Raw genomic sequence first — 19,081 nt, forward strand, 5'->3', positions numbered from 1 at the left:
ATATAGCACAGCCCGCCGGTTTTCGGGCTATAGCAGTCCGCGCAGCAGCACTGGCTCCCCGATGGCAGGTATACGCAGCCCCTGCATCATGCCCGAAGCTGCGATCTGCTCAAGCAGTCGCACCGGTTCACCGGCCGGCTCGTCCGACAGGTCGAAGGTGCCGTAGTGCATTGGGATAAACGTACCCCCTCGCAATACATTATAAGCCCGCACCGCTTCATGCGGGTTCAGGTGACTCTTCTGCATCAAAAAGCTCGGGCGATAGGCACCCACCGGCATCAGGCAGACATCCATCGGGCCAAATAATGCCTCTATTTCCTCAAAGTGCCCGTTGTAGCCCGTGTCGCCGGCAAAGTAGAGCTGCATGGTAGGTGTCTTGATCAGGAAGCTTCCCCACAGTACTTTGTTCATGTCAAACATGCCCCGTCGGTGCCAGTGGGAGGCTGGCAGAAAATAGATCTCTACACCTTGCGGGGTAAGGTCGAACTTCTGATACCAACCTGCTTCCTGGTAGGGCATGTGTGGCTCGGCACTGCGCAGCAGATCACCTGCCCGCAGCGGCAGCAACGCCTTCAGGTCAGGGTTTTGACGATAAAGGGTTTTGATGGATCGCTCGTCGAGGTGGTCGCGGTGGCCGTGCGAGAACAGCACCAGGTCGATGCCTGTGAGTTGCTCCGGCGCACAGGGCAGTCCGATGCGGCGCTTGATCATGGGCAGGTCATAGAACACAGGATCTGTGATCATGGTCAGTCCGTTTACCCGGATCAGGAAGGTAGCGTGCCCCAGCCAGACCACCATATCTTCTGTGGAGTTGATGAAGTCCGTGCCATAGACAATAGGTGGAATGTAGTTGTCGGCTTTTTTCTCTTCACGCTGCGGATTACGGGAAGTTTTCCAGCGCAGCACCTTGCTCAGTTTAGGAGTATAGAGCTCGCCGCCGTTCACAAACTGTCCGTTGATGGTCTTATTGCCGCGGAAATCTGGCTTCACCACGTCGAGTTTGTCGTTTTTCAGATGTCTTACTGTTTCGTTCTTCTGCCTCAAAATCTGAATAAGCTTGTTTTCAGGGATTATAAACACGATAACGCACCCGAAAGTTGAAACGTGTGCTGAAAATTAATTAAAATACGTCAGCAGGCATAAAAAAGCACCTTCTCCATTCAGAAAAGGCGCTCTTGAATTTCTTAGGCTAAACAAGGAGCTGTTACCAGAATCCGCCGCCTCTCCCCACAGATACCGGGTGCTGGAAAGGCCCATAGAAAGGAGAAGCACCATTGGAGTAGCGCATGCCACCCGTCACCGAAAAGTGCTCCGTAATTTTATAGGTTGCCCGGAAGTCCATACCCTGACGACCCGGTGTCATAAAGTTCATATAAGCCGGGTTCTGGGCCGGAACATTAGAAAAGTCTTTCCAGACGCTGCCACTCAGGATCAGGCGGTCATTTACTAGGTAATCGGCACCCACATGGGCAATGTAATGGTTGCTTGGACTGGTGCGCATCAAAGTGGTGCCTCCGTCTGTAGTAGGCACGCTGTACTGTCCCGGCATCACCGACATATAAGTCAGGCTGCTGAACACACGCAGGCGGGGATTAAGCTGATAGCGAACGGTCGGCTCCAGGTATGTGGCACCAAAACCGCTGCCAAAGCTGGCGCCAGCGGCTAGGCTATAACTGAGGCGCTTTGCAGGCATCTCAAATTTTGTCGGCCGCTCCTCTTCAGAAGCCGGGGCTGGCCTTTCCTGCAGGGTAGGGGCCGGCGCGGCTTCCAGACTGGCTTTCTGGCCTGTCTGTGCCTGGACGCTACCTGCAAAAAGCAGGCTGCAGGTCAGTATGGTACTCAAAAATATTTTCACGTGAAAAATCGCTGTTGAATGTGGTACTAAGTTAAGGTACAAATGTTTCTGAAACAAGCCTGTGTCTATTTCCAAACGAGGTCCTAAGTCTTTTGTTGTCAGTGGCTATACCTGAAACGTGAACCCGGCACCAGGAAACCTGTTTGACTGCCAAGGTGCTTTTAGCAGGAGACTTACTTCTGGTCTTTCTTAGGTATAAGCCTGCCCGAAAAAGCCAGCCAGAAGCTGGAACCCAATAATAACAGGTAGTTTAAGGTATAGATGGTTGCAACGGAATTGGAAACCAGTCTGCCAGGAGCAAAAAGGATGCCTTTTATCATCCCGTTGTCCAACAAACCGGCCAGGGCAAAAACGATGGCGATGACCAGCACAAGTCCTGCATGCTGCAAACCCAGTTTCTTGCGCCTGATGGCGATAAACGAAAGCACCACGCCAAACAGTGCCCCAGCAAAGGGAGCACCCTGTAGCACCTGCTTGAATCTGTCGATGCGGGCATTGTTCACGCCATACCTGGAGGCGCTTTCCTCGAAGGTTTGTAAGTTGTCCGTTTCCAGGTATAGCTCAGCCAGCGGCATATCATAGATGTATCCCAGCGCGACGAAGGCGTAGGAAGTGAGCAGTACAATCAGCCCATAGAGCAGCAGGACTTTAAAGTCTATACCTTGCATACCTATTTTGCTTTGGAGCTGAGCCAGGCTTCCCGGAAAGTTTGCATGGCAGGCGTTAACTCTTTGCCAGCCGCTTCAAAAGGTACAACCTCCAGCGTAGGGGCCTCTACCATAATAAGTGTTGCATTCTGGGTTGTTCCGTTGCTCAAAAAGGTGACCGGCAGGCTGTGGGCTGGCTTCAAACGTTTCATGATCTTTTCCATTTCCTTGGCGCTGGTTACTTTCTTTCCATCCAGGGTCAGGATCACATCGCCACGGTTTATGCCGGCTTTGTAAAGCGGTGAAGTAACCGTGGTGCCGGTCAGGAGCTTGGCCCCCCCCTTGCTGTATTCCAGTGTGGCAGGTCCCATGCTAGCTCTTCCCGGGTTGGCTTTCCGCAATTGAAGACCAGCCTCGGCCAGGAGCTCAGCATAGTCCGGCAATTCGCTGCCGTATACCTGACGTTTGAAAAAATCAGAGGCCCAGGTGGTATCTTTTGTCACTTCGGCCAGCGTCTGCTCCAGGTCGCGCAAGGTATAGGGCTTCTCTGGACTGCCGTATTTCTGCCAGAGCGCCTGCATGTAAGCATCCAGTGTGGTGTTGAAGTCGCGACGCAGGGTCAGGTCCAGCCCTAAGCCCAGCACACTGCCATAGGTATAGTAGGAAATGAAAGTGTTGTGACGGTTATGCGGGTCCACGGAGCGGGCGGCATCCACGAAAGGAGCCTGCAGGCTCATCTCCACCAGGCTGTGGTAGTGGCGGCCCGGTGAGAGCAGCACATAGTTCAGGTCGCCGGCCAGGTCGCTGCTATACTTTTTCAGGTCGAAGATGCCGGCGCGGCGCATGGTCAGGTCGCCGTAGTAGGTGGTAAAGCCCTCGGCCAGCCACAGGGCCTCCGACATGTTGGCTTCCTGAAAATCAAAAGGCTCCAGACTAGCAGGGCGCAGGCGCTCCACATTCCAGGCATGGAAAAACTCATGCGATACTGTGTTGAGCAGCGGATTCATAGAGGTGAGCAGCGGTCTTGAACTGGTTAGGATCGTGGAGTTGCGGTGTTCCATGCCATCGCCCACCGCCTGCGGCATGTAGCAGGCAATGAAGGTATAGCGGCCAAAGTCGAAGTCGGGTAACTTCCCGAATACAGCCTGCTGCTCTGCCACAATCTTTTTGGTGCTAGCCACATAGTTGTCGAATGCCGTTTGAGGGCCCTGGTGGTGCATGGCCACCTGTATGGTCTTGCTTTTGCTGCCTTCCTGTACCTGCCATTCTGCAAAGGCAAAGTCACTCAACTCGGTCGGGCTGTCCATCAGGTACTGAAAGTTCGGCGCCTGGAAAGTAGAGTCGTTCAGAGGCTGCAACTGCGTGGCTATTTTCCAGTTACGGCCCTGCGGTGTGCGGAAAGTTACACGAGCTGGTGCCTGCTCAAAGCCGCGGGCATACATAAGAGTAGCGGGCATGTTGAGGTGCGCATGCGTCTCGTCGATACCGGTATAAGTGCCGTCGGCGTGGTCGCCAAACAAGGTATAGCTCAGGATAACTTCTCCCTGGTATCCACTTACATGCCACTCATGCGGACTAAAGCGACTGATGCGCAGTTCCTGCCCTTTGCTATCGGTAGCTTTGACGCTGTATACGTTTTTGGCAAACTCATGCAAGGCGTAACGGCCCGGCGAACTGCGTGGCATGAGCACCTGCAGGGTGTCGCTTTTTATACCTGTAAACGTCACGCTGATTTGTGCCTCGTGGTGCATGGCGTTCGGGAAGGAGAGGTGATAGCGCACTTGCTGCTCCTGTGCCAGCAACGGCGTGAGCATCAGCGACAAGGCAGCACACAGGGCGCCAAAAAGTCTCGTGGACATAAGGGTGTATTTGGTTCGAAAATAAAAGTAGGGATTTTATAGCTGTCGCGCAAAGCCGCTATACCTTGCGGTAGACCTTGGCCTGCACCAATCCGCCGTAAAATGCAGTCGCTTCTAATTCATACAAGGGCAGTCTGGCGAAATGGCGATCAAAATCAGGTAGGCGGGTAGCGCTTACCTGGCTCACTTTCCCGAAGAAGGTATACATGCTCCTTAGTAAGAGCCGGTGCCAAGCCGGAGCCGGCACCTGCGTAGGCCAGAAATCGCTGAATAGCCATAGCCCCTGCGGGTGCAGCGCAGCACACAGCCGGTCCATCAGGTATACCAGCCGTTCATCCGGAAAGAGATCGAGCAGGAAAGGGGTAAGGATGACGTCATAGGTTTCGCCATACTGAAGGCTGTCTTCTGTGCCGAGCCGGAAAGTGATGTTTGGAAGAGCAGCAGGAGTTCTCTGCCCAATGCGCCTCCGGGTCATCTTCAGCATTTTCTCCGAGGCCTCCAGGTAAGTGACCTTCACCAATGGGCTATACCTGAGTAGCTGCTCCAGTAGCCAACCAGAACCGCCCCCAATGAGCAATACGTTCGCTTTTGCAGGTATAAGCGACAGGTGTGCTACCTGCGCCCGCCTCAAGGCATTGCCAAACACCAAGCGCGAAAGGCCGTCATAAACCGGGGCGATGCTGTTGAAGTTGGTGTTGCTCACGGATTTGTCATTTCGACCAAAGGGAGAAATCTGGGTTGAGGATGGCGTGTATCAAACTCTTTTTTTCTTTTACTGGTTGAAGGGCAATAAACCTGATTATTGTTATGTCTGGCCACAACTATTTCGTTTACATAACTTCTAATCCAAAGAAGACTACACTCTATATTGGAGTTACTAATGAATTGAATCGTAGGATGGACGAGCATGTCTTAAATGCAGGCAATCCTATATCTTTCTCTGGTCGATACTACTGCTATAATCTTGTATATTATGAACGCTTTGCCTTTATCCAACATGCGATAGATCGAGAAAAACAATTGAAAAAGTGGAGCAGAAAGAAAAAGGATGAATTAATCAGCCAATTTAATCCTGATTGGATTCCTTTGAATGACGAAGTTAAGGATTGGGAGGATTAACCTACTATTATCATTCCAGATTTCTCACTAGCGTTCGAAATGACAGGAATTCACCGATCATAATGCTCCTCTACAATCCCTTTGAGCTTCTCGAGCACATACTCGGTGAACTGTTTGAGCAGACTCTGGCTATTGCCTTTGAATACTTCCCTGAATTCCTCTGCTTTGCCATCATATAGAAAAGACACGAAGATGGTACCCACCGGCTTCTCAGAAGTCTCAGAACCTCCTTCCCCCGCAAGGCCTGTGGTAGCGACACTGATGTCGGCATCAAGCGCCTTCTTCAGGCCCATCACCATCTCATTAGTTACCTGCTGCGACTCGGCCGTGTAAAGATCCAGGGTATCCTGTTTCACGCCCAGCAGTTTTTTCTTGGCTTCGACATTGTACACCACCAGGCTGCCGATCAGCACATCACTGCTGCCTTTGGCTTTTACCAGTTCAGAAGATAGCATGCCAGCTGTGCAGCTCTCTGCAAAGGCAATGGTCAGACCATTGTCTTTCAGCATCATGGTCAGTTCGGTAAGCTCTGTTTGATTCATAAGGTATATTCGTATTCAGATAAGGGGTGTTTCTCATACTGCTTTGCCCTCCGAGTGGTTACCTGTCAGCGGGTAGCGTTGCACAATGCTGTAGCGGGGATGTGGCGATCCTAACTCGGAATGCCAGACCGCGATCTCATGAACTTGCAGCGTGACAGGGTGATGCGGGTGGAAGGATTCCAGGTGGTGGGGTACTGGCTTATCTTTGCGAAAGCGGGCCAGCGTGACATGCGGCTTGGGTTCCCGGCTAAGGGGTGGTTCTGCAGAAAGCGCCTGTGTGAGGCTGCGGCTAAGTTGGGCAAAGGCATCATGGCTTTTAAACCGGGCCCAGATCAGGCGTGGGGAGCGGGGCTTGGGTCCGGGCTCTATCGCCTCCAGTTGCAGCGTGAAGGGGGCGAACTGCTGCGCCATGTGTGCGGTGACCTCCTGTATCGCTTCTAACTGACTGGCAGGTACGTTGCCGATAAAGTAAAGCGTCAGGTGCAGGTTGTCGATCGGAACCAGGCGGATGGCCTCATGCTTATACCTATCAGCCTGTCCGGTAAGATACTCCTTCAAGTCCTCCGGGAGCGGAGTTGCGATGAATAGTCTGGTGGTTTGGCTCATGTGCTACGTATCTATCCTGTATGGCTTCGCATACGTAATTAGTGGGCAGGCGTATACTTAGCCTATGCTATAACCAAGACCCCCGGATATTCATGATACGAAACTTCTATAAGAAGCTGGCAGCAGGCTTTGCCTTGTTTACCCTCGAACTGATCTTTGTGATGGCCGTTTTCCTGGCCTGTGTCATTGTCTTTTTGTATGTCAGTGCAGAGGTGGCCTCGGCAGCCGGCCCGATCAAGTTCGACGAGGCAGCCTTTGCCGTTGCCGCCGATATGCAAAGCACTGGCTTCACCCGGTTCATTGAGTTCATTACCTTTTTTGCCTCCCGCCACTTCATGACGGCAGCGGCGCTGCTGCTCATCGCTTACTTCCTGTTTGTGCGACGGCACAGGTGGTATTCGCTCAAAGTGCCGGTGGTGGCGCTGGGCAGTATCTCGCTCAACCTGGTCCTCAAGTTCTTTTTTGACAGGGAGCGACCTGCCATGCCACTGGTCGACGCTTCGGGCCTGAGCTTTCCGAGCGGACACTCCATGATCGCCGCCTCGTTCTACAGTTTGATCATTTACCTGACCTGGCGACACGTGGAATCCAAGCCACTTCGAAATTTTTTAGTGGCCCTGCTCGTAATTTTTATTCTACTCATCGGATTCAGCCGCATCTACCTGCGCGTGCATTATGCGACCGATGTAGTGGCGGGTTTTGCTGCTGGTATTCTGTGGGTTATCATTGGCATCTGGCTACTGCGCCGCATCGAGAAGTATACCCGCAAAGAGATTGCCCCGGTGGTGGAGGAAGAGTGATTTTTAGTGAAAGCAATTTTTTTTCGGGTGGACTATTGCAGATAATAATTTCTGTTATACCTTTGCAATCCCAATCAACAAGGGTTAAAGGGTTTTGGGAAACACATTTTGATTACTACCAAGCGCGCACGTGGCGGAATTGGTAGACGTGCAGGTCTCAGAAGCCTGTGCCTTCGGGCGTGGGAGTTCGACTCTCCCCGTGCGCACTAATCCAAAATGTAAAAAAGCCGGCTGCAAAGCCGGCTTTTTTGTTTTTATACCTTTCGAGGCGATTGTGTGTGAGCTATTGGCTCCTCCTGCTTTATCTCCTCACTTTCTTCAGGCGTGAGCGCAAATTCTTTGGATCGGAAGGCGATGTAAAGTCCCGTCAATGCCACCGTGACTGAGATCAGATAAAACGATAAGCTAATGGTCAGGGCAATGTACTTTTCCATTGGGAGCAGGTTGGCAGCCTGCACAAAGACGTACTCCCGGGCACCCAAACCTCCTATCGTAAAAGGAAACAGAGATACCAGCGAAGAAACCAGAAAAGTAAACAAGTAGGCTGTAAAAGGCTGCTCTGTGTTCAGTGCCAAAAGAATCAGTACAATGCACAGGACTTGCAGCAATTGCACCACCAATGCTTTTGTGTGACTTATAACAGCTATCCGGGGGCTGATGTCGAAAAATCGCCCGAGCAGTACAAAGTATACCACAGACCCGATCACATACAGTGAAACAGGTATAAGAGCAGGTAGTTTGATCTCGGCTATCTGCGTGAAAAGAAGGGTGGCTATACCTGTCATTGCCCAGAACCCACTAAGCCGATCCAGGAAAATAGCACTCAATAGCTTTCTGGCTGGTTTTTGAAACCTCGACCGGAGCAGGTAAATCTTGTAGGCGTCTCCACCAATCCCTCCCGGCAGGAAAAGGTTGTAAAACATGCCCAGGAAGTACAGTTTGAGGTTATACAGAAAAGGAAGAGCAAGGCCCTTCGCTTTAAAAAAAACACGGAGCCGCGAGGATGAAACCACTTGGGAGCCAACCAAGGCCAGCAGGGCCAGTAAGAAGTAAAGCGGGTTGCTTTGCCGGTATAGTTCCTGCACCTGGCCGATGTCTATTTTCCTGAAAACAAGGTATAGCAGTATACCTGTTACCAGTATTTTGAGAGGAGTCTTGATGGTATGCCACATCGCCCGCTTTTCCATCAGCTTGCCAGCTTCTCTGCCACCACTTGCAAGGGCTCTTTTGAAGGATCAAAAATCCGCCTGACATGATAGGTTTTGCTGTTGTTGCTCTTAAAGTATATGCGCACGCATATTTCGGCCAGAATACCGATCGTGATAAGCTGTATACCTCCCAGGACAAGCATCAGCCCCAGAATAAGCAGGGGTTTCCCCCAGATATCCTGCCCCAGCAGCTTAAGAATCAGCAGGTAGAAGTTCACCAGAAAACCCAGGCCAAGCGAAATAAAACCCATCGTGCCAAAGAGATGCATGGGGCGCTGTATGTACTTGCGAAAGAAAACCATGGTGACCAAATCGGCCATGACGTTGATGGTGCGGCCTATACCATACTTCGAGCGGCCAAATTTTCGGGGATGGTGCTTCACATCCACCTGTGCAATGTTGGCACCCTGCATTTTGGCCAATACAGGTATAAAACGGTGCAGTTCGCCATAGATGTCAAGTTCCTGCGCTATTTCCCGCTTAAATACTTTTAGGGTACAGCCATAGTCTTTAATGTGCACCCCCGTCATATGACGTATCAGGTTGTTGGCTATTTTTGAAGGAATTTTGCGCAGCACCACATCGTCCTGCCTGTTTTTCCGGTTGCCGGCTACCACGTCCCAGTCTTCCTCCTGCATTTTCTGGAGCATGCAGGGGATGTCAGAAGGGTCGTTTTGCAGATCGCCGTCAAGCAGGGCAATATAGTTTCCTGTGGTATGGTCTATACCTGCGGTGATGGCGGTAGACTGCCCATAGTTTTTGCGCAGCTCGACCAGACGGGTATTTTGGTCCGCCCATTTCCTTATCTCCCCGGGAGTGCCATCCTGCGAACCATCATCTACAAATATGGCCTCGTAATCGATGCCGTCCAGTGCATGCCGGATCGATTCCAGCAGCGGCTTGATGTTCTCGCGCTCATTCAAAACAGGGATAACGACTGATAGCTCTTTCATGGTACCGGGGATTTACAATTGAATGAGATACATATAGGAAAGTGCCTCCTGCCTCGTGTCAGGGTGGAGGAACTTCCACTTTACTTTGGATACGTGGTAGTCCTGTGCCTGGAACTGTTGCTGAAACGGGATTCCGCTTTTCTGAAGATTGCTCAGGCCTCGCTCGTCAGTTACGATCCAGAGGTTTGTATTTGCCTGGCTCAAGGTTTTGATACGGTCGAGCGTAATGGTCTCGTGCAGGTAAGCCGTGTTGAAGTCGTATGAAAAACTCCTGTCCATCTGGTAGATAAATACCTGCTCAGGGGCAATGTTTTTCTCTGTTGAGAATTTGGCCAGTGTGGTGCCCGCCTGGTAGTTGAGCAACTGCGGGTAAAAGTTGGTATGGTGCATGAAAAAAAAGAAAACGGCTCCTGTAACAGACCAGTAGATGGTTCTTTGGCTTTTCTCCAGGTTCAGGAATAAGGTGCTGAGCCACACGAGCAGCAGCAGGCCTGCCAACAACATTACCCAGACTGATTGAAAAGGAAAGACCCAGAGGTTGAGGGCCAGGCCGATCAATGCCATGCCAGTGAGTACAAACAGCTGCGTATACCAATAAATTTTAGTTTGTTTGGGTGCGTTCCGGCTATTGTAAAGGTGGATGGCGAGCAGTAGCGCAATAAGCGGGAACAGAATATTAAGGTAATGCGGCAGCTTGAACTTAGACAAGGAAAAGAGCATAATAAAGAATACCGGAGCCCCCCATGTCATGAACTCTAGCGTACGCTGGTAGCGGAATCTGGTGGCTATAAAAATCCTGGCTCGCGCAATTATAGCATACACACCTAGCAGACTCCAGGGCAGGAACGCCCATAGGAAAGTGTGCAGAAAGAAGGTGACGTCTCTTTTCCTGGTCGAAAAACTTTCTCCTTGCATTCGCTCAAAATTCTGATCCCAGAGAATAAATCTCACCCCAGATATATTTGTCTTGCCGCGCACTTCCAAGGCAGGGTGCAGATCAAACTGCACATAGTAGGCATAGAGCACCGGTGAAATAAAGACGAAAAACAGGAGTATTAAGAGCAGCCACCTGCCATGGAAAAGCATGCGCCAGTTGCGTTGGTAAAGCAGGTGCAGCAAAATGGCAATGGCTGGCACAACGGCCCCTACCCAGCCTTTGGTAGCAAAGCCCATAGCCAGTCCCAATGCTGCCAGCACAAGGTGAATGGCCTTTTTGTGCGCTATGTAAGCACACAGTTGCCAGATTGCAAAGATTGCGGAGCCCGTTAGCATAGCATCCATCCGGACATCGTTCGTGGATAGCACATAAGCAAAAGCTGTGGCGACGATCAGGCCCGCCAATTTGCCAACTTCTTTATTGTAAAGCAGCCAACCCAGGCGGTAGGTGGCATAGGTGCCCAATATGGTAAACAGGAAGGAGGGTAACTTGTAGGCAAAAGCATTTACGCCAAAGAAATGGTATGAAAGTGCTGAGGTCCAGAATAACAGATGGGGCTTGTCCAGATAGGGTAGTCCCTGGTCTATCAGGTGCGTATAATTTCCGTCGAGGTACATCTTGAGCGCAATGTTGGCATGATGGGCAGAGTCATTGTCCATAAGCGGCACGAACAGCGCAGGGATGTAAAATAAAAAGAGCAGTAAGTAAAGGGCACTATAAGGTACGCTTAGGGCAAATGCCGTAGTCGGAGTAGAGGGTACGCTTGTAGCCTGGTATCCCATTTATTTTGTATTCAATAATGCAAATTGTATCTTGATATTATACTGTTTGAAAGTGAAATAGATTTGGTTTGACCTTCGAAGATTAACGTTAGCTTTATCCATGATCAGCCCCCTAACAGTCGCCTTTCAGATTTTCAATCCGAATCGTACACCAAATTTTTGTCTGAATCTTTACATAGGGCCACTGCCCCAAGGATTTACAGGATTCAAGGATTTATAATATTGATTATACAGAAGATGAATCCTGAAAATTATAAAATCCTGGAAATCCTGATTCAGACCATTTAACAATTCAACAAATCCCTTTGTCTTCAGGATCAGGTAGCGTATTTTAGGGCTGTCAATCGCCTCTCTAAACAGAAACTATGTCCCGCCTGCTTGTTGCCTGCCTTTGCTATACCTTCTTTTTTGTGGCTATACCTGTTGCCTTTGCCCAGCACCCGGACCAGGTAGCTGAAGTGAAAGCCCGGTTGGAGCGTGAACGACAGGAGTTGCGACAGGATAAGGCCAAGACACTGGCAGACAGAGCCGACCGCATGCTGGAGCTGGGGATGTGGCAGGAAGCAGAGGCGCTTCTGCAAAAAGCAGCTGCATCTCGTGAAGTGAGGCTGACAAAAGCCCGGCTTGCCATGCTGCAGCACAAGTACCATACCGCTGAAGCGCTGGTAGGAGAGGTGTTGAAACAAGAGCCTGCCAACCGGGAAGCACTGCTGCTGCAAAGTAAACTGCAGATACAAGCCTGGGAACTCCCAGCCGCCATGGCTACAGCGCAGCGGCTATTGCGTGCTGACCCGAAAGACGAGGAAGCTACTTTGATTACAGGCCGTATTCTAATGCTGCAGAAGCGCTACAACGAAGCCCTGGCCCAGGCAGTGAAGGTGCAAAGATGGAACCCCAATAATGCCGCCGCCTACCTACTGGAGTCAGATGTGCTGTTCTGGGACCAGAAGCCCGAGGAGGCTGAGAAGCCACTTGTCAGGAGCTTGACCCTAAACCCATTTGATGCCGATGCCCGCTTCAATTACGGCTATGCCATCTGGCGCCGGGTGGATGCCACGCAGCTCAACGCCATGGCTGCCCAATGGGAGCTGGCTCTTGCGTTAAACCAGCTGCACTATGTCACACACTGGCACTGGGGCAACGGCCATACCAACCTCACCTATGCTGACTATGCCCAGCCGGAAGATGAAGCCGTGCGCAAAGCCCTGCAACCGGCTGACCAGTTGATCTCTCAAAACAAATTGCAGGAGGCACTGAAAGAGATCCGCAAGGTGCAGCAAGCGTATCCGACCTCTGTACTGCCCGACATGCTACGGGGTTCTGCCTACTACATGGCTTTTGACCTGCCGCGCCAGCCACGACTCGACTCAGCTGAAGTTATCTTCCAGCGTATACTTCGCACCAAACAGCATTACGGACCGGCGCACAATGCGCTGGCAGCGGTCATCAAGCAAAAGCAGCTCGTATACCTGGCTGCTTATGACTCGCTCACGCAGGTGATTCAGCAGACCGAGATCAAGGACCCTGTGAACTTTGCCCGAGTGTTTCCGGATGTGACGTATTACCCGGGAGAGACCGTGCAGAAAATGGTCTGGTCGCAACTCTATGCCAGTACCGTATACTTCCCGTTTCTGTCCCGGCAAGGGGAGAAGTTCGTGATCCCGCCCCTGCACATTGACCTAGCCATTGCCATGAATTCGCCTTACTTCCGACAGGCCACTACTTTTGATAACCGCCAATGGATGGATATTCGGGGAGTGGGGAGCGGAGCAGCCGCCATCGAGTATGTGATTCGGGGTGCTTACCTGGAGCGTAACGTGGTGCTGCACGAGTATGTGCACCTGTTTCATGGCCGGGTTTTCACTGATGCTGAAAACCGGGCAGTGCGTCGCCTCTATCATAATGCGATGAAGGAAGGCCGTACCCTCGACTACTATTCAGCCAACAACGAGCACGAATATCTGGCCCAGACCTATCCGGCCTATTTTGAGCCTGTAAAAGTGCATCCGCTCAATCACAAGTCCATCAACACCACCAGCGACCTGAAAGCGAAGGATCCGGAGCTCTATACCTTCCTAGATAAACTGGTGAAGCGGCAAGAAGCCTACCTTGCTGGCGACAAACAGGCCATGGCCAGCAACTGGGCACAGGTATACCTGAACCTGGCGGAGCGCGAAATCAGAGCGCATAATTTTCCGAAAGCCGCTGCGCTGCTCGATTCCGCCCTTACTTGGGACGCCAACTACCAACCTGCCCTGCTGGCCTATGCCGGGCTGAAGCAACGACAGTTGGCCTTCGATGAGGCGCAGCAATGGCTGGAGCGTGCCCAACAAGTGAATAAAGATTATGCGCCGATCTATACCGCTGAGGCTGATTTGTTAGAGGCCCGCCGCAGAGCCGGTAAGTTAACAGCCCGCCGTGCCGTGCAGGAGCAGCAATCACGTTATGACCAGGCCCTGCTATTGGAAGATGATCTGCTTACCCGCGCACGCATCAACCAGGCTTTCCGGGAAATGTATGCCGCTTACGGAAGGCTTCCGGAGGCTATTGCAGTCGGGGAACGCTACGTGCAGGAAGCTTCAACCATCTCTACCTACCTACGCGACCGTCGTGACGAGGCACAGGCCTATACCAGTTGGTTGCGTGGTACGGCCGCCCCATCGCTCGATGCGGAACGCACTTTGGCGGCACTGGTAGCTCGCAAGCCACAGCATTATGAACTTCGTCAGCAGTATGCCGAAGTACTGGCCACACAGGGTAAGTACAGCGAGGCTATTGCGACTTTGGCAGAAGCACAACGTATACTGGCAGCAGCAGGTACTCCCCGCCCAGGCTACATGGTGCGTATGGCCGCCTGGCAATTGCAGCTCGGTGACAAAGCAGCCGCTCAGCAGTTGCTGGAGCCCATCAGCAGTGGAAAAGTGCGTGCCCGCAGCGAAGCTACCCTATTAGCACGGGTTTACGCCGGCTTGGGGGATGCTCACAAGGCGCAGGAAGAACTCAAGAAACAACCCGTGCAGCACACCCCTGCCGAGCTGGCCGATTTTCTGTTTGCCTCCGGCAAGGTATGGGAAGCAGATGAAGAGCCAAAACGTGCCCAAAAAGCTTACGAAGCCGCCCTTCGCGAAAACCCATACCTCTACGAAGCCCGCCAAAGCCTGGTCCGCCTCCTGCACCAGCAAGGTAAAAGCAACCAGGCCGAACGTCTGCTGGTTGCAGGTATAGAGCTGGGGTATAAATTGTAAATCCCTAGGACAGGGGTTTTGTGTGAAAATTCAGACAATATTTTAAACTTTTTAAATCTCAACTCATGAAAAACATCTTTCAACTCAGCCTCTTACTTTTATTTCTGGGCATGTTCAGTGCCTGCAACTCCGGCTCCGCTACTTCTGATCAGCAGATCGAGGAGATTGAGACTGCTACTGAAGTAACGACTATATACCTGGTGCGCCATGCGGAGAAGGATACCACCGAAGCCTCTAACGAAGATCCGGAGCTGACAGAGGCGGGGCATGCCCGTGCTGAGGCCTTGCGTGCTTTACTGGAAGGGCAGGAGGTAGATGCCTTGTACGCTACAAAGTATATGCGCACCGGTCAGACACTTTATCCGCTGGCACAGGAACGCAATATTGAGGTGGTGCAGTATGAAGGACATGATTTTGAAGGCCTGAAGGAGCGTATCTTACAAGAGCATCGAGGCCAGACGGTTGTGGTGGCCGGGCACTCCAACACGCTTCTGCCGATCTTAGAGGCATTCGGTGCGCAAAAGCCTTTTGAGGAGATTCAGGACAACCAGTATCGCTACCTGTTCAAGCTGACTGTTCGGCCGGACAACACAGCTAGTGTAGAGGTTACTGAATTTGGAGCTTAGACGCTAGGACAACACCCTGGTTTTGCAGATGCGGTCATGAAACAGGCGGGAGTAGGAAGCAACCGAAGTCCCTGTCAAAGCCTGCATAAGCAGCACAAATATGCTGATTGGCTTGAGCAGATAACGGAGACTGGCGCGTCGGAACGAAATGCGGTCGCCGCTGTGCCCTACGACGCGGAGCCCCAGCAGGTGTTTCCCGATAGAGCCCTGCCAGGCAGCACTTTCGGTGCCAGCAAAGTATAGCCAGCCCAGCAGCATGTGAAGCAGCCGCTCTGATTTAAAAAGCAGCGCCTCCTCGTCACTGCTAAAGGTAAAGTACTCGATCAGACCGATGATGGAAACCAGGAAGAGCGAGTCCAGGCAAAAAGCAAGCACACGCGTGCCCAATTGGGCTTCAAGCAGGTGTGGTTTCGCTTTCTGATAAGACAATTGCATACGTAATAGCAGGTAAAAGCACCTTAACATAGGGTGCTTTTACTTTATACTGTATACATGCAAGTGGGTTGCAATATTTTGGTTAATATTAGAATTTTTAAAAGAGTGAAGTTTGTGGAGCTGTTCGTAAGGCACCTTCGTGTCGTAACAACCATTCTTTTCTCCAAAGACCGCCTGCATAACCGGTCAGACTTCCGTCGCTGCCAATCACCCGGTGGCAGGGCACCACAATGCAGATCGGGTTACGGCCGTTCGCAGCTCCCACCGCACGTATAGCTTTCTCGCCCGAAACAGCCCTTGACACAGCCAGGTAACTTGTGGTTTTGCCATGCGGTATACCTTGCAATTCCTGCCATACCTGTTTCTGGAAAGTCGTACCCGCAGGCGCAAGTACCAAGTCAAAATCCTGACGTTCACCTGCAAAATACTCTTCCAACTGCTGTACGCAGTCACTAAGACAGGCAGGCAGAGCAGTCGTCTGTACTGTTGACACTTCTTCAGCTTCGCAAAACCGCACTTCTGTTACACCTTGGTCTGTACCGCTGATCCGAAGCGGTCCGAGAGGTGAGTCTATATAAGTAGTATAGGTCATGCTTATCGTGTTTTGCGTTTGGCTATACCTCAAATATAACCATACGAACGCACGTTTGCCATCCTATTTTCTAAAACAGGATAGCAAACGCGCATATTTTCGAGTAGGCTTATTTTTTAGCAACAGCCCCTGGTGGGGTATAGCGCTCTACTTTGTTGCTGTTTGGTTCCACAGACATCAGGTATTTATAGATGGCGCGCAAGTCTTCTTCTTTCATGCCGGCATACATGGCCCATGGCATAATCGTGTTAAATGCGTCGGGCTCCAGTTTTGCGGCAGTGGCTTCCGGTGCTTCATAGTTCTTAAAGCGTTGCACAAAGGCATCTTCAGTCCAGCTGCCTATACCTGTCTGCTTATCCGGCGTGATGTTGACAGAGCGCAGCACGGCTCCATTTGGAAAATTAAACTCAAACCCACCAGCCAGGTACTTACCTTCAATAGGAGCCCCTTTTTCCTGGGGGGTATGACAATCGGCACAGGCGGCGATGGATAGCAGGTATTTGCCACGCAGCACTTCGCTGGTTAAGGTGCGTTCATCGGTAGGAGTAGGGCTACCAGATGGGATAGTGCGCAGAATCAAATTCATCGGGAAGTCCGGATCACCTTTCGGTACCTTGTGTTTGATAGGATCAAGAGTGCGGATATACGAAATGATAGCATACACATCATTGGTGCTCATGCTGGCATAGGACTTATAAGGCATCACCGGAAAGAGCGGATCTCCGTTGCGGCTGACTCCGGTTGTGATGGCGCGGTAAATCTCGCCGTCAGTCCAGTTACCTATACCTGTTTCTTTGTCGGGTGTGATGTTGCGGGCATAAAAGGTGCCGGGGAAGCCCATGGTGTGGTCAAACACATCACCGCCTTTGCCATAGGTGCCCTCCACGATAGGCCCGGAGAAGCGGGAGAAATCGCGGGTAGAATGGCAATCGATGCACACCGCCACATGATTGGCCAGGTATTCACCCCGCTCCACCAATGCCGGTGTTTTTTCAATGGTGATGACCGGAGCCGCATCTACCTTCGGGAAGGTATAGCGCAGGTATACCACCCCCGCCGCCACGACGACAGCCAGTGCTACCACAAGCATGCCAATAATTTTAAATGCTTTTTTCATAATAGTGAGAGGTATAAGGTTAGAGGATCAGGTTTTTGCATATCTTTAAACTGTAATAATTATAATAAATATTTTTATAATCAAGCCTTTTTATAGCTTCGCTATTACATTATTAGTACAGCCCTGTTTTCCTGATGTGAAGGCGGGAGATATTTGAGTATAAATCTGAACTATGTTGGTGTATTAAATGTATGTACATATATTTGTGGGGGCAATTTATTGAATCTTTATATAGAGCCCCTACTCTCACGGGTTAGCAGGATTATCACAGTCGCCGGATGCAGCTATCCCTCCCAACAGGAAAGGTAGATTACTGCTAACAACCAGACACGAAACATCATAACATGAAGATAGAAGAAGAGATTAAGCAACCAGTATTCAGGAGCCCGCACCAAAAGGCTTACATCAACCTGGTGTATACCGCCGGCTGGTTAGAGCAGCAGCAAAGTGCGCAGTTCAAGCCATTTGGAGTAAGTTTGCCGCAGTATAATATTTTGCGTATCCTGCGTGGGCAATACCCAAAGCCCGCTACCGTTAGCATGCTGATTGAGCGTATGCTCGACAAGACTTCCAATGCTTCCCGGATCGTGGATAAGCTGGTTGCCAAAGAACTGGTGACCCGCCAGCAGTGCCCCAATGATCGTCGCACCGTAGATGTGCTGATCACCGACAAAGGGCTGAGCCTGCTCAAACAGATGGACGAACTGGAAGGAGGGAAGGGAACAGGTATCACCAATCTCTCAGACGAAGAGGCCCTGCAACTGAGCAAACTTCTGGACAAAGTGAGAGAAAAGAGTTAAGGCTATTAAACCATTATAAAAATAAACTATCCAACCGCTTAAAAATCAATAATTCACACCATGAAAAAGACCGCTATTCTGGCATCATTCGCAGCTGCACTGATGCTATCTGCCTTCACAGGTACAACCCACACCGAACTGAGTGCAACAGAAGTGGCCGCTCCTGCCAAGAGCCGTACTTATACTGTTGAGACCAATGCCAGCGAAGTGAAGTGGAACGCTAAAAAAGTAACCGGAGAGCATTATGGTGCTATTTCTCTGAAAAGCGGTCAGTTGCAGGTAGACAAGAACCGTGTGACAGGTGGCACCTTCGAGATTGACATGAGCTCGCTCACAGTGGAAGACATCAAGGATGCTGGCATGAACGGCAAGTTGGTAGGTCACCTCAAGTCAGACGACTTCTTCGGTGTAGACAAGCACCCAAGCGCTACTTTCGTGATCACCGAAACTACTCCGATCGCAAAAGCCGCCGCTGGTCAGCCAAATTATAATGTGAAAGGTAACCTGACCATCAAAGGCATCACCAACCCGGTAAGTTTCCCTGCCACCATCACCGTGAAAGACGGCGTAGCCACTGCTAAAGCCGACGTAACCGTTGACCGCACCAAATTCGACATCCGCTACCGCTCCAGCAACTTCTTTGAGAACCTAGGCGACAAAGCGATCTATGATGAGTTCACTGTAAGTTTTAACGTGAAGGCGAAGCAGACGAATAGCTAATAGATTAAACCTCAATATTTAGTAAAGCTCTCTCCTGTGAAAGGGGAGAGCTTTTTTTATTGTCTGAATCAGGATTTACAGGATATTAAGATTTTCAGGATTGATCTTTGAAACAATCGATATTGAGAATCCTGTTAATCCGCGGGGAGGGGCCCTCTTTAATCCTACAAATATTGATTCTGACAATTTGCCAGTACACGATCAGGATAGGTCGCGACCCAATGCCGTCAACTTAAGA

At 51.0% G+C, this 19,081-nt stretch carries 19 protein-coding genes and 1 tRNA gene; 7 read left to right on the forward strand and 13 right to left on the reverse strand.

Annotated features, from left to right (window positions below; translation table 11 throughout):
• Nucleotides 1-27 precede the first annotated feature (27 nt).
• From I0P70_RS13105 to I0P70_RS13125, 5 genes are all read right to left on the reverse strand, one after another.
• A complete protein-coding gene (locus tag I0P70_RS13105) occupies nt 28-1,044 on the reverse strand; it encodes an MBL fold metallo-hydrolase (RefSeq protein WP_230392174.1) in 1,017 nt (338 codons plus the stop codon).
• A gap of 160 nt (nt 1,045-1,204) precedes the next feature.
• Nucleotides 1,205-1,855, reverse strand: a complete 651-nt coding sequence (locus I0P70_RS13110) for a hypothetical protein (protein WP_370583221.1) — start codon at nt 1,853-1,855, stop codon at nt 1,205-1,207.
• A 173-nt stretch (nt 1,856-2,028) separates the two neighbouring features.
• Complete coding sequence (locus I0P70_RS13115; protein ID WP_196118607.1) at nt 2,029-2,523, reverse strand: hypothetical protein; 495 nt, start codon at nt 2,521-2,523, stop codon at nt 2,029-2,031.
• Nucleotides 2,524-2,525: 2 nt separating this feature from the next.
• Entirely contained in the window at nt 2,526-4,361 is a 1,836-nt protein-coding gene (locus I0P70_RS13120; RefSeq protein ID WP_196118610.1) for a M61 family metallopeptidase, read from the reverse strand.
• Between the two features lie 58 nt (nt 4,362-4,419).
• A complete protein-coding gene (locus tag I0P70_RS13125) occupies nt 4,420-5,064 on the reverse strand; it encodes a class I SAM-dependent methyltransferase (protein WP_370583222.1) in 645 nt (214 codons plus the stop codon).
• Between the two features lie 104 nt (nt 5,065-5,168).
• Between I0P70_RS13125 and I0P70_RS13130 the strand changes: the two genes are divergently transcribed.
• The gene (locus tag I0P70_RS13130) at nt 5,169-5,480 is read left to right on the forward strand and encodes a GIY-YIG nuclease family protein (RefSeq protein ID WP_196118613.1); all 312 of its coding nucleotides are present in this window, start codon (nt 5,169-5,171) and stop codon (nt 5,478-5,480) included.
• Nucleotides 5,481-5,530: 50 nt separating this feature from the next.
• Here I0P70_RS13130 and I0P70_RS13135 read toward each other — a convergent pair whose 3' ends face one another.
• On the reverse strand, nt 5,531-6,022 hold the full coding sequence (locus I0P70_RS13135) for a CinA family protein (RefSeq protein ID WP_007660293.1): 492 nt from the start codon (nt 6,020-6,022) through the stop codon (nt 5,531-5,533).
• A gap of 33 nt (nt 6,023-6,055) precedes the next feature.
• Nucleotides 6,056-6,628 carry an RNA 2',3'-cyclic phosphodiesterase gene (gene thpR, locus I0P70_RS13140; protein WP_196118616.1) on the reverse strand — a complete coding sequence of 191 codons (573 nt, stop codon included), beginning with the start codon at nt 6,626-6,628 and terminating at the stop codon, nt 6,056-6,058.
• Nucleotides 6,629-6,720: 92 nt separating this feature from the next.
• Between thpR and I0P70_RS13145 the strand changes: the two genes are divergently transcribed.
• Together I0P70_RS13145 and I0P70_RS13150 are read left to right on the forward strand one after the other, a co-directional pair.
• Nucleotides 6,721-7,428, forward strand: a complete 708-nt coding sequence (locus I0P70_RS13145; RefSeq protein ID WP_196118621.1) for a phosphatase PAP2 family protein — start codon at nt 6,721-6,723, stop codon at nt 7,426-7,428.
• 124 nt (nt 7,429-7,552) lie between these two features.
• Nucleotides 7,553-7,634, forward strand: a tRNA-Leu gene (locus I0P70_RS13150).
• Between the two features lie 48 nt (nt 7,635-7,682).
• On the opposite strand, the gene I0P70_RS13155 is transcribed toward I0P70_RS13150, so the two are convergent.
• The 3 genes from I0P70_RS13155 to I0P70_RS13165 are packed head-to-tail and all read right to left on the reverse strand — an operon-like array spanning nt 7,683 to nt 11,308.
• The gene (locus tag I0P70_RS13155; RefSeq protein ID WP_196118624.1) at nt 7,683-8,615 is read right to left on the reverse strand and encodes a lysylphosphatidylglycerol synthase transmembrane domain-containing protein; all 933 of its coding nucleotides are present in this window, start codon (nt 8,613-8,615) and stop codon (nt 7,683-7,685) included.
• Nucleotides 8,615-9,589: a glycosyltransferase family 2 protein gene (locus tag I0P70_RS13160; RefSeq protein WP_196118627.1), complete on the reverse strand. Its 975-nt coding sequence runs from the start codon at nt 9,587-9,589 to the stop codon at nt 8,615-8,617. The genes I0P70_RS13155 and I0P70_RS13160 overlap by 1 nt, the downstream gene beginning before the upstream one ends.
• A gap of 12 nt (nt 9,590-9,601) precedes the next feature.
• Nucleotides 9,602-11,308, reverse strand: a complete 1,707-nt coding sequence (locus I0P70_RS13165; protein ID WP_196118630.1) for a glycosyltransferase family 39 protein — start codon at nt 11,306-11,308, stop codon at nt 9,602-9,604.
• A 365-nt stretch (nt 11,309-11,673) separates the two neighbouring features.
• On the opposite strand from I0P70_RS13165, the gene I0P70_RS13170 reads away from it, so the two are divergent.
• Together I0P70_RS13170 and I0P70_RS13175 are read left to right on the forward strand one after the other, a co-directional pair.
• Nucleotides 11,674-14,553, forward strand: a complete 2,880-nt coding sequence (locus I0P70_RS13170) for a hypothetical protein (protein WP_196118633.1) — start codon at nt 11,674-11,676, stop codon at nt 14,551-14,553.
• A 65-nt stretch (nt 14,554-14,618) separates the two neighbouring features.
• Nucleotides 14,619-15,179 (forward strand): histidine phosphatase family protein, encoded by a 561-nt coding sequence (locus I0P70_RS13175; RefSeq protein WP_196118636.1) that lies wholly within the window; start codon nt 14,619-14,621, stop codon nt 15,177-15,179.
• A gap of 3 nt (nt 15,180-15,182) precedes the next feature.
• On the opposite strand, the gene I0P70_RS13180 is transcribed toward I0P70_RS13175, so the two are convergent.
• From I0P70_RS13180 to I0P70_RS13190, 3 genes are all read right to left on the reverse strand, one after another.
• Nucleotides 15,183-15,614 carry an RDD family protein gene (locus tag I0P70_RS13180; RefSeq protein ID WP_196118639.1) on the reverse strand — a complete coding sequence of 144 codons (432 nt, stop codon included), beginning with the start codon at nt 15,612-15,614 and terminating at the stop codon, nt 15,183-15,185.
• 97 nt (nt 15,615-15,711) lie between these two features.
• Nucleotides 15,712-16,206, reverse strand: coding sequence for a methylated-DNA--[protein]-cysteine S-methyltransferase (locus I0P70_RS13185; RefSeq protein ID WP_196118642.1), 495 nt, complete (start codon nt 16,204-16,206; stop codon nt 15,712-15,714).
• A gap of 109 nt (nt 16,207-16,315) precedes the next feature.
• Nucleotides 16,316-17,323: a c-type cytochrome gene (locus tag I0P70_RS13190; RefSeq protein ID WP_196118644.1), complete on the reverse strand. Its 1,008-nt coding sequence runs from the start codon at nt 17,321-17,323 to the stop codon at nt 16,316-16,318.
• Nucleotides 17,324-17,667: 344 nt separating this feature from the next.
• Between I0P70_RS13190 and I0P70_RS13195 the strand changes: the two genes are divergently transcribed.
• Together I0P70_RS13195 and I0P70_RS13200 are read left to right on the forward strand one after the other, a co-directional pair.
• Nucleotides 17,668-18,123: a MarR family winged helix-turn-helix transcriptional regulator gene (locus I0P70_RS13195; RefSeq protein WP_196118647.1), complete on the forward strand. Its 456-nt coding sequence runs from the start codon at nt 17,668-17,670 to the stop codon at nt 18,121-18,123.
• 60 nt (nt 18,124-18,183) lie between these two features.
• On the forward strand, nt 18,184-18,843 hold the full coding sequence (locus I0P70_RS13200; protein ID WP_196118650.1) for a YceI family protein: 660 nt from the start codon (nt 18,184-18,186) through the stop codon (nt 18,841-18,843).
• Nucleotides 18,844-19,081: the final 238 nt, after the last annotated feature.

Origin of the sequence: Pontibacter sp. FD36 (assembly GCF_015686655.1) — a bacterium.
Lineage (GTDB): Bacteria > Bacteroidota > Bacteroidia > Cytophagales > Hymenobacteraceae > Pontibacter.

Excerpts from the sequence above, each read along its gene's own strand:
- I0P70_RS13200 (WP_196118650.1), top strand. The coding sequence starts at position 18,184 with ATGAAAAAGACCGCTATTCTGGCATCATTCGCAGCTGCACTGATGCTA.
- I0P70_RS13190 (WP_196118644.1), bottom strand. The coding sequence starts at position 17,323 with ATGAAAAAAGCATTTAAAATTATTGGCATGCTTGTGGTAGCACTGGCT.
- I0P70_RS13130 (WP_196118613.1), top strand. The coding sequence starts at position 5,169 with ATGTCTGGCCACAACTATTTCGTTTACATAACTTCTAATCCAAAGAAG.
- I0P70_RS13180 (WP_196118639.1), bottom strand. The coding sequence starts at position 15,614 with ATGCAATTGTCTTATCAGAAAGCGAAACCACACCTGCTTGAAGCCCAA.
- I0P70_RS13195 (WP_196118647.1), top strand. The coding sequence starts at position 17,668 with ATGAAGATAGAAGAAGAGATTAAGCAACCAGTATTCAGGAGCCCGCAC.
- I0P70_RS13120 (WP_196118610.1), bottom strand. The coding sequence starts at position 4,361 with ATGTCCACGAGACTTTTTGGCGCCCTGTGTGCTGCCTTGTCGCTGATG.
- I0P70_RS13165 (WP_196118630.1), bottom strand. The coding sequence starts at position 11,308 with ATGGGATACCAGGCTACAAGCGTACCCTCTACTCCGACTACGGCATTT.
- I0P70_RS13185 (WP_196118642.1), bottom strand. The coding sequence starts at position 16,206 with ATGACCTATACTACTTATATAGACTCACCTCTCGGACCGCTTCGGATC.
- I0P70_RS13145 (WP_196118621.1), top strand. The coding sequence starts at position 6,721 with ATGATACGAAACTTCTATAAGAAGCTGGCAGCAGGCTTTGCCTTGTTT.
- thpR (WP_196118616.1), bottom strand. The coding sequence starts at position 6,628 with ATGAGCCAAACCACCAGACTATTCATCGCAACTCCGCTCCCGGAGGAC.
- I0P70_RS13160 (WP_196118627.1), bottom strand. The coding sequence starts at position 9,589 with ATGAAAGAGCTATCAGTCGTTATCCCTGTTTTGAATGAGCGCGAGAAC.
- I0P70_RS13175 (WP_196118636.1), top strand. The coding sequence starts at position 14,619 with ATGAAAAACATCTTTCAACTCAGCCTCTTACTTTTATTTCTGGGCATG.
- I0P70_RS13135 (WP_007660293.1), bottom strand. The coding sequence starts at position 6,022 with ATGAATCAAACAGAGCTTACCGAACTGACCATGATGCTGAAAGACAAT.
- I0P70_RS13155 (WP_196118624.1), bottom strand. The coding sequence starts at position 8,615 with ATGGAAAAGCGGGCGATGTGGCATACCATCAAGACTCCTCTCAAAATA.
- I0P70_RS13115 (WP_196118607.1), bottom strand. The coding sequence starts at position 2,523 with ATGCAAGGTATAGACTTTAAAGTCCTGCTGCTCTATGGGCTGATTGTA.
- I0P70_RS13170 (WP_196118633.1), top strand. The coding sequence starts at position 11,674 with ATGTCCCGCCTGCTTGTTGCCTGCCTTTGCTATACCTTCTTTTTTGTG.